Origin of the sequence: Pseudomonas sp. PB120 (genome assembly GCF_009761815.1) — a bacterium.
GTDB lineage: Bacteria > Pseudomonadota > Gammaproteobacteria > Pseudomonadales > Pseudomonadaceae > Aquipseudomonas.
In genome coordinates, this window is the sequence record NZ_RWIN01000142.1 from 131984 (window position 1) to 144447 (window position 12464).

Below are 12464 nucleotides of genomic sequence, written 5' to 3' on the forward strand. Positions count from 1 at the left end.
CCTACGACTCTTCCACAACCTGGGTCGGAACCGGTTCTGGTGTGGGGGTCGGACCTGCACGGCGGCTCTCCTGGAACCAGTGCAAGGCGATCAACAGCAAAGTCGGAACGCCCAGCAGGGCGGTGATCAGGAAGAAGTTGTGATAGCCGAATTTCTCCACCATGACCCCCGAATAGCCGCCGATCAGGCGTGGCAGCAGGAGCATGATCGAGCTGAGCAGGGCGTATTGGGTGGCGGAGAACTTGAGGTTGGTCAGGCTCGACAGGTAGGCGACGAAGGCCGAAGTCGCGAGGCCGGAGCTGAAGTTATCCAGGGAGATGGTGAGGATCAGCATGTTCAGGTTGGCGCCCATGTCGGCGAGCATCAGGAACAGCAAGTTGGTGGCGGCTGAAGTGACGCCGCCGATGAACAGGATTGGCAGGATGCCGAAGCGCACGATCAGCAGGCCGCCCATGCCGGCACCGACCAGGGTCATGATCAGGCCGAAGATCTTGCTGACGCTGGCAATCTGGTCTTTGGTGAAGCCCTGGTCGATGTAGAAAACGTTGGCCATCACGCCCATCACCGTATCGGACATCCGATACGTGGCGATCAGGCCAAGCAGCAGCAGCGCTTGCCAGCGGTACCGCAGAATGAAGTCGTTGACCGGCGTCAGCACCGGCGCCAGACCACGGCGGCCCATGGTCGACAGGCACAGCGCAGTGAGCATGGTATAGAGGATCGCTCGCAGGAACGCACGGTCATCGAGCAGCAAATCGAGCAGGCTCACCCCGTCGAACAACACGCTGGCGAAATCGGTGTTGTAGAGTTGGGTGAACATGGCCGGCACGGAAACCAGCAGCACGATCAGCACGAACACCGATGCCAGCTGGTGCACAAAGCTGTAGCGCCCGGCCTGCAACTGCGTGCGCAGTGGCACTGGCGGTTCGCGCATGAACAAAGAGGTCAGCAGCGCGGGAATCATCAGCGCGCCAAACAGCACGTAGGTGCCGGCCCAGGCCGAATGCTGGTAGTTGAAGCCGGTGGAGCCGAAACCTTCTGCGAAGAACAGGGCGCCGGCCGTGGCCAGCAATGCCGCGATCCGGTAGCCGGACATATAGCTGGCGGCCAGGGCGGCCTGGCGACTGTCTTCAGCGATTTCCAGTCGGTAGGCGTCGACGGCGATGTCTTGCGTCGCCGAGGCGAACGCAACGACTACGGCGATAGCGATCAGCCATGACAGATGCTTTTGCGGGTCGCAGAAACCCATCCCGATCAAACCGAGAATCACCAGTGCCTGTGAAAGGACCAGCCAGGAGCGTCGTCGACCGAGCTTGCCGAGTAATGGCAGGCGCCATTGGTCGAGCAACGGCGACCAGACCCATTTAAAGGCGTAGGCCAGGCCGATCAGGCTTGCATAGCCGATGGTTTCGCGAGCCACGCCGGCTTCACGCAGCCAGACCGAAAGGGTCGAAAACACCAGCATGTAGGGCAGGCCGGCGGCAAAGCCCAGCAGCAACAGCACAAGTGTGGAGGGGCTGGCATAGGCGGCGAGCGCGGCGCGCCAGGTTTTACGGGGCATGGGCTGGAGTCTGCCTCAAGAATTACGGAAACAAAGCGCGCACTCTAACCGCTGTGCTCTACCGGACGCCAGCCATGGCGCTGAATATCAACACGATTATTCAGGACACTGATGCCCTCCATCCGCAATCTTGCCCGTTGTTCATCCCCCGAAGCGCTGCCCACGGGCAGGCTGATACGCCCGCCGGCACCGAGTACGCGGTGCCAGGGCAATTTGCTGTCGCCCGGCAACTGGCTCAGTGTTCGCCCGACCCAGCGGGCGGCGCGACCCAGGCCCGCCAGTTCGGCGAGCTGGCCATAACTCACGACTTTGCCTTCGGGCACTTGCGCGAGTGTCAGGTAGAGCGCCGTGCGTCGGATTTGCGCCGGGCTTTCGGACTCGTCTATTGAATCAATCACGTCCGCCGTTCCTGTAGGAGCGAGCTTGCTCGCGAGGGTCGTTAACGAAAACGCGTTCTGTCTGGAACAAGATGCCATATTCGAGTTTATCGCGAGCAGGCTCGCTCCTACAGCTTGGAATTACCGTCTGTAGAGTAAATTCTCGATTGGTAACTGAGAAATGAACTCATCAGAAATCGTCGGGTCAGTCCTTGCTAGGGTCTTATTCCTACGGATAATACCGACCTTTTTTCGCAATCTTGAGCCTGTATCTGCTTATGGTGTCCAGAACCCTGTTGTGCCTCGCTGTCTTGAGTGCTTCCACGCCTTTGCTCGCCGATACCGTCTGGTTGAAGAACGGTGACAAGTTGAGCGGCAAGATCACGTTGTTCGATGGCGGCAAATTGCTGATCCAGACGGAATACGCCGGAGCGGTACCCATCGACTGGAAACAGGTCAAAACCCTGGAAAGCGACCAGGAGTTGCTGGTCAAGCAGGACGCTTACACCGGTGAAAAGGCCAAGTCGCTGCATGCGGCAGACGATGGCAAAGTGACGCTCCAAAATGGTGAGGCGCCGAAGACCGTCGAACTGGCGAGTATCCAGCAGATTCTCAAGCCCAAGCCGGTGGTCGAAGACCTGGTGTGGAAGGGCAATATTGACGCGGCGCTGGATTACCAGCGGGCGGAAAAAGACACCGATGACTATGACATCGACTTCAAGACCACGGCGCGCCATGGCAGATGGCGGCATACCGCGGAAGGCGAGTACAACCGCGAATTCCAGGATGACGTGGTCACCACCGACAACTGGCGAGCCGAATACTCGCTTGACCGCTTCCTGACCGAGAAGTGGTTCTGGCAGGGGCGGGCAGTCTATAAGCGCGACAAGGTTGAAGACCTCTCCCGTCAGCGCACCGTCGGTACCGGTCCGGGCTACCAGTTCTGGGACAACGAGCTGGGCGCGTTCTCGCTGGGCTCGCTGGTCAACCGCACGGACTACGAGTTCTCCGACGGCAGCAAGGAAAACTTCTACTCCTTGGCGATGAAGTGGGATTACAACCGCTACCTGATCGGCAAGAAGGTGGAGTTTTTCACCAATGGCGAAGTGGGCAAGCCGCTTTCCGGCGTGGCTGACTACGCGCTCGATGCCGAAATGGGTTTGCGCTACAAGGTCACCGATTGGGCGTCGCTTAACCTGAAGGCCGAGCGAGACATCATCAGCGGCACCGACGATGCCGACCTGGACAAGACGCGCTATACCGCAGGGTTTGGCGTGGCCTGGTAAGACGCAAAAAATCGCAGCCACTGGCTGCGATTTTTTTTGCCTGCAAAACAGACAGGCACAAAAAAGCCCCGCTTTTGAGGGCGGGGCTTTTTACTAAAGCAAGTACAAGTTAGATAACTTGAACTTCTTCAGCTTGCATGCCTTTCTGACCGCGGGTAGCGATGAAAGAAACCTGTTGGCCTTCTTTCAGGCTTTTGAAGCCGTCGGATTGGATAGCTTTGAAGTGAACGAACAGGTCGTCACCGGATTGTGGAGTGATGAAGCCGAAGCCTTTTTCATCGTTGAACCACTTAACGGTACCGGTTTGGCGATTAGACATGGTGTAACTCCTTGAACAAAGATAACTGCGACTCAGGAAGAACCCTGGCCGAGACTGAGTGCAAAGAGCAGGAAAAATTCTTGTAGATGGTTGGATCGAAATTCAACATATCGTGTAGAGATTCTCAGTGACACAAGCAGCACAGTGGCGCCACCTTAACCCTTTTTCCGGAACGTGCCAATGCTTCTTGCGAAGGTTTCTCTGTTTTCATGACTGACGGTCCTCCGGTTTGTCCGCAAGACCCGGAAATCACGGGGGGACGGCAAGTTTTGCGCCCCGGTCTTTGAACCCGGCGGCGCGCCCCGGTAAGATGCCGGACAGAATTTTTCCACCTCGCTATTCAGGACACCCGCCATGAGCATCAAATCGGACAAGTGGATTCGCCGCATGGCGCAGGAACACGGCATGATCGAACCTTTCGTCGAGCGCCAGGTGCGCGGCAGCGACGATAGCCGTGTGATCTCCTACGGCGTGTCGAGCTACGGCTACGATGTGCGCTGCACGAATCATTTCAAGGTGTTCACCAACATCAATTCGGCCATCGTCGACCCGAAAAACTTTGATGCCGGCAGCTTCGTCGACATCCACAGCGACGTGTGCATCATTCCGCCGAACTCCTTCGCCCTGGCCAGCACCGTCGAATACTTCCGCATCCCGCGCAATGTATTGACCATTTGCCTGGGTAAAAGCACCTACGCGCGCTGCGGCATCATCGTCAACGTCACGCCGCTCGAGCCTGAGTGGGAAGGTCATGTGACCCTGGAGTTCTCGAACACCACCAATCTGCCGGCGAAAATCTACGCGAACGAAGGTGTGGCGCAGATGCTGTTCCTCGAATCCGACGAAGAGTGCGAAGTCTCCTATAAGGACCGTGGCGGCAAGTATCAGGGCCAGCGCGGCGTGACGTTGCCGCGTACCTGATCCATTCATCCGGCAAGTCGCTGGAATTCTTGAGCGGGTAGACACTCTATTGGGTGTACTGCCCGGTCCGCATGCAGCGGACGGGGCCTTCGCTCAGGAGTGCTTTATGAAGATCGATCCGCAAATAAGTGCCGAACTGGCAAGGCTTGAGCCCAATCAGGTTGGCGTTTTGGCCTGGTCGTTGTTGGCACATCCGCCCATCAGCATGGCGGGGGGCATCCCCGGCCAGCCTGATCCCGATACTCCCAACGAACAACCGACAGAGCCTGGCGAGCCGACGTTGCCGGATGAGCCGCCTCCAGCGCCTGTCGTGTAGGAGCGCAGCTTGCTCGCGATGGGCGCCAACGTTGACGAGGGCTTCCTGACAAAACGCGTTGCCCTTGCGTTCTTCGCGAGCAAGCTCGCTCCTACACGGTCACGGGCCATATTTCGTTGTCGCCGATGACGAAGATCCTGCATTTCTCGTCCCGTTCGACGGGATGGCCACCGGTGAACGCACCGAAGGCCGGTAGCAGGCTGACGTCCAATCCCAACTTGAAACATGCCAGGCGCAACCGCTGCCTTCCTTTGCCGTGCAGCCGATAAACCGGATGCACATGGCCGGCGAGTACGTGCCGCTCCGTATGTGGTTGGGGTTCGTGCTGTAATGCAAACGGCCCTAACAGCAACGGCTCAGGTACCACGCGAATGTTTAACGAAGCAGGCGGGTCCCCGGCGCGTTTGTCGTGGTTGCCTCGAATCAGAGTCATCGGCAGATCAGGGTGCCGCGCCCGCCACTCTGCCAGCGCGTTCAACGTGGCGCTGGCGTGGGAGCCCGGCCCATGAAGAAAATCCCCTAGGAAAATCAGCTGACGGCACGGTAGGGCGGCCAATAAGTTGTCCAGCACGGCAACATTGCTCGCGGTGGTGCCATGAGGCACCGGTTGGCCGAGGCTTCGGTAGGCGGCGGCCTTGCCGAAATGCACGTCGGCGATCAGCAGGGCTTGTTGCGCTGGCCAGTAAATGGCTTTTTCCGGCAGCAGCCATAATGCTTCGCCGGCCAGTTGCACGGGGTAGGGCGTGCTCATCAGGTTTTCCCGGTTTCAGCGGTTTTCTCAAGATCGCCGACCATGCGCCTGATGCGGTCCGCGAGTTTTTCCGAGCTCATGCTCTCGCGCATGCGTTCCACCAATAGTGGAAACCCGAGGGGCGTAGGGCGTTTGACCTGATGCACGTCGAGTCTGAGTTGACTGATGTGCGCCAAATTCTGTTCCAGCCGTCGAATATCCAGCTCGTCTCGCAAGACTTCTTCCCCCGCCTGGGTCAGCAACAGATTGCCCCCGTCGTACTGTTTGAACACTTCGAAAAACAACCCGCTCGACGCTTGAACCTGGCGCGTACTTTTTGGCGCACCTGGATAACCGGCAAACACCAGCCCGGCAATGCGGGCGATTTCCCGAAAGCGCCGCAGCGCCAGTTCTCCGGCATTCAGGCTGGCCAGGACGTGTCGCAGCAAATGCTCAGGACTGAACAATCCACGGTTCAACACCTGCATCCAATCCACTGAAGTGGCACTGAGCAATTCCAGCCCATAATCGTTGACCGAAATGGAAAACGTGACCGCCTGCTGCCGACTGACCCGCCACGCCAGCAAACTGGCCAATCCAAGATGCACCTGGCGACCGGCAAAGGGATATAGGAAAAGATGCCAGCCCTCACGGGATTTCAACACCTCGGTCAGTAGGGTTTCCGAGGTCGGCAGCCCCGACCAGCGTTGCTGCACCTCCAGCAACGGACGCAGCGCCTGCATTTCCGGGCCGATGAACTCGCCCTGCGCCGCTGCGTTGAAGCGCATGACCACCGCTTGCGCCAGTTCATTGGAAAGCGGCATGCGCCCACCATTCCAGCGCGGCACCGCGGCTTTTTTCGCCGTGCTGCGTTTGACGTAGGCCGTCATGTTTTCAACCCGGACCAGTTCCAGCAAACGTCCGGCGAACAGGAAACCATCGCCCGGTTTGAGCCGGGCGATAAATCCTTCCTCGACACTCCCCAACTGCTTGCCGCCACCGCCCTTGCTCCAGAACTTCAACTGGATGCTGGCGTCGCTGACAATGGTGCCGATGCTCATGCGATGCCGGCGTGCCAGTCGGGCATCGGGCACGCGCCAGACACCGTTTTCATCAGGTTCGACCCGGCGATAATCCGGATAGGCTGTCAGGGAAAGGCCACCGTGGCGTACGAAAGCAAGTGCCCAAGTCCAATCCGCCGGGGTGAGGTCTCGATAAGCCCAGGCTCCGCGCACTTCTTCATACAACTCATCGGGCAGAAACCCACCGCCGAGCGCCATGCTGACCACATGCTGGACCAACACATCCAGCGGTTTGTGGGGGGATTCGCGAGGCTCGATACGACGCTGGGCGACGGCGTCCTGCGCAGCGGCCGCCTCGATCAGTTCCAGACTGTGCGTGGGCACTAGCGTCACCCGCGATACGCGTCCTGGTGCATGGCCTGACCGACCCGCACGCTGCATCAGCCGCGCCACGCCTTTGGCCGAGCCGATTTGCAGCACCCGTTCTACCGGGAGAAAGTCCACGCCCAAGTCCAGGCTCGAAGTGCAGACCACTGCTTTGAGCAGGCCGTCCTTGAGCGCCCGTTCCACCCAGTCGCGGGTGTCTCGTGACAGCGAGCTGTGATGCAAGGCGATCAGCCCGGCCCAATCCGGGCGGGCTTCCAACAAGGCTTGATACCAGATCTCCGATTGGGCGCGGGTGTTGGTGAACACCAGGCTGGCGGGGCTGGATTCCAATTCCGTAACGACCTGCGGCAGCATCTTCAACCCGATGTGCCCGGCCCAGGGAAAACGTTCGATAGACGGAGGGAGGAGCGTGTCGACCTGCAATGCTTTATTGGTCTGGCCCTGAATACTGATGCCGCTGCCCTGTGGGATTAATACCTGTTGAGCGTGGGCCTGATTACCCAGGGTTGCGGAAACGCCCCAAACGATCAGCTCGGGGTGCCACCGACGAAGGCGGGCCAGGGCCAGTTGCAGTTGCACGCCGCGCTTGTTGCCGAGCAGTTCGTGCCATTCGTCGACGACCACCATGCGCAACGTCGACAGTGCGGTGTGGGCGTCGGCGCGGGCGAGCATCAAGGTCAGGCTTTCGGGCGTCGTGATCAGGGCGGTGGGCAAGCGCCGGCTCTGGCGTGCGCGTTCACTGCTGCTGGTGTCACCGGTGCGCAGGCCGATGCTCCACGGAATCTGCAAGTCGTTCAGCGGTTCTTGCAGGGCGCGCGCCGTATCGGCCGCCAGTGCGCGCATGGGGGTTATCCACAGCACGGTCAGCGGCGCAGCCAGCGGTTTGCGCTTTGTTTCTAATGGAGCCATGGCGATGGCGAAGCGATTGAGTGCTCCCAGCCAGACCGCATAGGTTTTACCGGCGCCGGTACTGGCATGCAGCAATCCGGACTCACCGCGTTTAACCGCGGCCCACACCTGTTTCTGAAAGGCGAACGGTGTCCAGCCGCGAGCGGCGAACCACTTTTTTGCGTAGTCGGGGGAGGTTCCCATGCCGGTGGTGCGCGCTCTGAAAGGCTTCTTTCAGTGACCACGGCGAGAGTGAACAAGTTTAATCGCGGCAGGGCTTGATCAACATCGGCCCTCTGTAGGAGCGAGCTTGCTCGCGATTAACTCGAATTCGACGACGGGTACCAGACAGTACGCGTTTTCGTTGACGACCATCGCGAGCAAGCTCGCTCCTACAGGAGACCTGTGTTTACTTGAGGTTGCCGCTCAGGAACTGCTTGAGCCGTTCACTTTTCGGATTGCCCAGCACATCTTCCGGCGCGCCTTCTTCCTCAACCAACCCTTGATGCAAAAACAGCACCTGGCTCGACACTTTTCGCGCAAAGCTCATTTCGTGGGTGACCATGATCATGGTCCGGCCTTCCTCGGCCAACCCCTGGATCACTTTCAACACTTCACCCACCAGCTCCGGGTCGAGCGCCGAGGTCGGTTCGTCGAACAGCATGACTTCCGGTTCCATGGCCAGTGCGCGGGCGATGGCCACCCGTTGCTGTTGACCGCCGGAAAGAAACGCCGGGTATTGATCGGCCACGCGTGCCGCCAGCCCGACCTTGTCGAGGTAGCGACGGGCACGGTCTTCGGCTTCTTTCTTGTCGCAACCCAGCACCCGACGTGGCGCCATGGTGATGTTTTCCAGCACCGTCATGTGGCTCCACAGGTTGAAGTGCTGAAACACCATGGCCAGGCGCGTGCGGATCCGCTGCAGTTCATCGGCATCGGCCACGTGCATGCCGTGACGGTCCTTGATCATGCGGATGGCCTGCCCGTCGAGGCTCATGGCGCCGTCGTTGGGTTGTTCGAGAAAGTTGATGCAACGCAGGAACGTACTTTTGCCCGAGCCGCTGGCGCCGATCAGGCTGATGACGTCGCCCGTGTTGGCCTTGAGCGAAACACCTTTGAGGACTTCATGATCGCCATAGCTTTTATGCAGGCCTTCGATGGTCAGTTTGTACATGGGGCATGCATCCTCAAGGCGAAAGTAGGTAGCCGCTGCGATAGGCTTCGGTGCCCGCGACGTGGGCGATCACCATGCCGGCAGTGGCCATGCGACGCAGCGAACGGGCGTACATCAGCCCGGCGGCGGTGCAATGAACGGGGGTGACGCGATCGTTGATCGGGTCAATGATTTCGGCGATCAGCTGTCCGGCTTCGAGGTATTCCCCCGGTAGTGCGGTGAACACCAGCAACCCGCCCACCGGCGTGGCCACGGGTTCGACCCCGGCCAACGGCGTGGCGGGGTAGGGCAGTTCAGGCAAGGGCGCCGGTTCGCCGGCGATGGCGCCGAAGTGAATCAGGTAATCGATCAACGCCTGGCTGTCGAGACTGGCCAGCGGGTGATTGACGTCACCCTGGCCGCGCAACTCAACGGTGACCGAGAAGCTGCCCAGCGGAATATCGAACTGCTCGCCGAAGCGCTCTTTCAACTGCCACCAGAGCAGGGTGAAGCATTCGTCGAACGACTGACCGCCGGAATCGGTGGCCAGCAGGCTCGCTTCGGAACCGATGTAACGGGCCAGCGGCTCGACCTGCGGCCAGGCTTCGGGCGTGGTGTACAGGTGCGCGACCGCTTCGAAATCACAATGCAGGTCCAGCACCATGTCGGCATCGCAGGCGAGGCGTTGCAGGGTCAGGCGCTGGGATTGCAGTTGCGTGCCGGCAGTCTGGCGGGCGAGGGCGCCGCGCAGGCTGTCGCGGATGAGTGTGAGGTTGCGTTGCGGATCGTCGCCCAGCTGGCCTTCGATTTCATTGCCGACCTCTTCACTCAGGTCCACGAACCAGCGGTTGAAGTTCTGACCGCTTTCCAGCTCGTAACGGCCCAACGGCACGTCCATCAGCACTTGTTCCAGCCCGACCGGGTTGGCGACCGGGACCAGCACGATTTCGCTGCGCAGTCGGCCGGCGGCTTCCAGCTCCGCCAGGCGTTGCTTGAGGTGCCAGGCGACCAGCATGCCGGGCATTTCATCGGCGTGAAGGGACGACTGAATGTAGATTTTGCCTTGGGCCGACTCCGGGCCGAAGTGAAAGCTGTGAACCTGTCGTGCTGTCCCCGGCAGGGGTGACAGCAGGTCATGTATCTGGTGGCGCATGTGCGAAATGTCCTAGTGGGTCGGCCCGAGGAACGCCAGCCATCGGCGTTCGGCAAGACGGAACAGGCCAACCAGCGCAAAGGTAACGGTCAGGTAGATCAGCGCGGCGATGCCGAACGACTGAAAGGTCAGGAAGGTCGCCGAGTTGGCGTCCCGGGCGACTTTCAGGATGTCCGGGATGGTCGCGGTGAAGGCCACGGTGGTCGAGTGCAGCATCAGGATCACTTCGTTGCTGTAATAAGGCAACGAACGACGCAGTGCAGACGGCATGATCACGTAGGCATACAGCTTCCAGCCGGTCAGGCCATAGGCTTTCGCGGCTTCGACTTCACCATGGTTCATGCTGCGGATGGCCCCGGCGAAGATCTCCGTGGTGTACGCGCAAGTGTTCAGGGCGAAGGCCAGGATGGTGCAGTTCATTGCGTCGCGGAAAAACGCATCCAGCACCGGTTGGGCGCGCACGGCCGCCAGGCTGTAGATGCCGGTGTAGCAGATCAGCAGCTGGATGTAGAGCGGCGTTCCGCGGAACAGGTAGGTGTAGAACTGCACCGGCCAGCGGATGTAGAAGTGCGGGGAAACCCGGGCAATGGACAGCGGGATCGACACCAGGAAACCGATGAAGATCGAGGCGCTGAGCAGCCACATGGTCATGGCCAGGCCAGTGATGTGGTAGCCGTCGGTATAAAGGAAGGGTTTCCAGTATTCCTGCAGGAGTTCGATCATCGTACGGCCTCCCGGGAACCGGCGGCGTAGCGGCGTTCGAGCCTGCGCAGAACGATGTTGGACGCGCTGGTGATCAGCAGGTAGATCACGGCGGCCAGCACCAGGAAGTAGAACAGTTGATAGGTACTTTTACCGGCGTCCTGGGCAGCCTTGACCAGGTCGGCGAGGCCGATGATCGACACCAGCGCGGTCGCCTTGAGCATGACCATCCAGTTGTTGCCAATACCTGGCAGGGCAAAACGCATCATCTGCGGAAACACCACGATACGAAAACGCTGACCGCGTTTGAGGCCATAAGCCGTCGCGGCTTCGACCTGGCCCCGGGGTACCGCGAGGATCGCGCCACGGAAGGTTTCGGTGAAGTACGCGCCATAAATGAAGCCCAGGGTGATGACCCCGGCGCTGAACGGGTTGATCTCGATGTATTCCCATTCCATGAAGTCGGTAAACGAGGTCAGCCAGGTTTGCAGGCTGTAGAAAATCAACAGCATCAGCACCAGGTCCGGTACGCCGCGAATCAGCGTGGTGTACATCTGGGCAGGGACCCGCACCAGTTTGACTTTTGACAGCTTGGCACTGGCGCCCAGCAGACCGAGCAACACGGCCACCAAGAGCGACAACACCGATAATTTGATGGTCATCCAGGTGCCTTCCATCAGCAACGGACCGAAGCCCTTGAGGCTGAAGGCTGAGAGCCCCAGGTTTTGTAATAGGTTTTCGAACATAAATCAGCAACCTGATCGGGTGAAAAAAGCGCCCATCGCGAGATGGGCGCCGGGCATTATTTGCCGCTGTACAGATTCAGATCGCCAAAGTGTTTCTTCTGAATGGTGGCGTAGGTGCCATCGTCGTGTAACGCTTTGATACCTTTATCCAACAGTGCCTTGAGGTCTTTGTTACCTTTCGAGATACCGACAGCTGTCTTGGCCGGCAGCAGGGGATCATCCACTGGCTTGCTGACTTCGTAATCGGCGCCCTGTGGCGATTTCAAAAAGCCCAGTTCGGCTTGCAGCATGTCCTGGATCGAGGCATCCAGACGACCGGAAGTCAGGTCAGCATAGACCTGGTCCTGGTTGGCGTAGGCCTGAGTGGTCACGCCAGCCTTGTCCAGAACGGCCTTGGCGTAGGCTTCCTGGATGGTGCCTTGCTCGTAGCCGACTTTCTTGCCCTTCAGCGATTCGGTGGCTTCGGTGATGCCCGAACCCTTTTTGAACACGAAAGACGTCGGGCCGGAGAACAGCTCGCTGGAGAAGTCGATGACTTTTTCGCGGGCCGGGGTGACGGTCATCGAAGAGATCACACCGTCGAATTTATTGGCCTTCAGGCCTGGAATCATGCCGTCGAAATCGCTTTCGACCCATTTGCACTTGACCTTCAGCTCGGCGCAGATCGCGTTCCCCAGATCGATGTCGAAGCCTACCAGGCTACCGTCGGCCGCTTTCGATTCAAACGGAGCATAGGACGGGTCAACACCAAAACGCAGTTCTTTGTATTCCTTTGCCATGGCGGAGCCGGCAGCCATGCACAACGCCAGTGCAGAAAGGGTCAGCAATGCTTTTTTCATTATTCAATCCCTAAGAACCAATATGAGCGCTTGTGGCGCAGAATTATTGTTACTGGAAAGCGTA

Annotated in this window: 13 protein-coding genes; 3 read left to right on the plus strand and 10 right to left on the minus strand. The window is 59.5% G+C overall.

What is annotated here, in order from left to right; all coding sequences use genetic code 11:
• Position 1: 1 nt before the first annotated feature.
• Both EJA72_RS26470 and EJA72_RS26475 read right to left on the minus strand, forming a co-directional pair.
• Positions 2–1561, minus strand: a complete 1560-nt coding sequence (locus EJA72_RS26470) for an AmpG family muropeptide MFS transporter (protein WP_157714823.1) — start codon at positions 1559–1561, stop codon at positions 2–4.
• Positions 1562–1605: 44 nt separating this feature from the next.
• On the minus strand, positions 1606–1959 hold the full coding sequence (locus EJA72_RS26475; RefSeq protein WP_178129596.1) for an MGMT family protein: 354 nt from the start codon (positions 1957–1959) through the stop codon (positions 1606–1608).
• Positions 1960–2216: 257 nt separating this feature from the next.
• On the opposite strand from EJA72_RS26475, the gene EJA72_RS26480 reads away from it, so the two are divergent.
• A complete protein-coding gene (locus tag EJA72_RS26480; protein WP_157714824.1) occupies positions 2217–3224 on the plus strand; it encodes a DUF481 domain-containing protein in 1008 nt (335 codons plus the stop codon).
• Between the two features lie 109 nt (positions 3225–3333).
• Here the strand turns inward: EJA72_RS26480 and EJA72_RS26485 are convergent, their stop codons facing one another.
• The gene (locus tag EJA72_RS26485; protein WP_002554837.1) at positions 3334–3543 is read right to left on the minus strand and encodes a cold-shock protein; all 210 of its coding nucleotides are present in this window, start codon (positions 3541–3543) and stop codon (positions 3334–3336) included.
• Between the two features lie 354 nt (positions 3544–3897).
• Between EJA72_RS26485 and dcd the strand changes: the two genes are divergently transcribed.
• Together dcd and EJA72_RS26495 are read left to right on the plus strand one after the other, a co-directional pair.
• Positions 3898–4464, plus strand: coding sequence for a dCTP deaminase (dcd, locus tag EJA72_RS26490; RefSeq protein ID WP_007904652.1), 567 nt, complete (start codon positions 3898–3900; stop codon positions 4462–4464).
• Between the two features lie 106 nt (positions 4465–4570).
• A complete protein-coding gene (locus EJA72_RS26495) occupies positions 4571–4780 on the plus strand; it encodes a hypothetical protein (protein WP_157714825.1) in 210 nt (69 codons plus the stop codon).
• Between the two features lie 91 nt (positions 4781–4871).
• On the opposite strand, the gene pdeM is transcribed toward EJA72_RS26495, so the two are convergent.
• The 7 genes from pdeM to EJA72_RS26530 form a co-directional block, all read right to left on the minus strand.
• The gene (pdeM, locus tag EJA72_RS26500) at positions 4872–5531 is read right to left on the minus strand and encodes a ligase-associated DNA damage response endonuclease PdeM (RefSeq protein WP_157714826.1); all 660 of its coding nucleotides are present in this window, start codon (positions 5529–5531) and stop codon (positions 4872–4874) included.
• Entirely contained in the window at positions 5531–8011 is a 2481-nt protein-coding gene (locus EJA72_RS26505) for a ligase-associated DNA damage response DEXH box helicase (RefSeq protein WP_157714827.1), read from the minus strand. The genes pdeM and EJA72_RS26505 overlap by 1 nt, the downstream gene beginning before the upstream one ends.
• Before the next feature lie 205 nt (positions 8012–8216).
• A complete protein-coding gene (locus EJA72_RS26510; protein ID WP_157714828.1) occupies positions 8217–8981 on the minus strand; it encodes an ABC transporter ATP-binding protein in 765 nt (254 codons plus the stop codon).
• A 13-nt stretch (positions 8982–8994) separates the two neighbouring features.
• Positions 8995–10113, minus strand: coding sequence for a succinylglutamate desuccinylase/aspartoacylase family protein (locus EJA72_RS26515; protein ID WP_157714829.1), 1119 nt, complete (start codon positions 10111–10113; stop codon positions 8995–8997).
• Between the two features lie 12 nt (positions 10114–10125).
• A complete protein-coding gene (locus EJA72_RS26520; protein ID WP_157714830.1) occupies positions 10126–10836 on the minus strand; it encodes an ABC transporter permease in 711 nt (236 codons plus the stop codon).
• Entirely contained in the window at positions 10833–11561 is a 729-nt protein-coding gene (locus EJA72_RS26525; protein WP_157714831.1) for an ABC transporter permease, read from the minus strand. The genes EJA72_RS26520 and EJA72_RS26525 overlap by 4 nt, the downstream gene beginning before the upstream one ends.
• Positions 11562–11617: 56 nt before the next feature.
• Complete coding sequence (locus EJA72_RS26530; RefSeq protein WP_157714832.1) at positions 11618–12400, minus strand: transporter substrate-binding domain-containing protein; 783 nt, start codon at positions 12398–12400, stop codon at positions 11618–11620.
• Between the last annotated feature and the right edge of the window lie 64 nt (positions 12401–12464).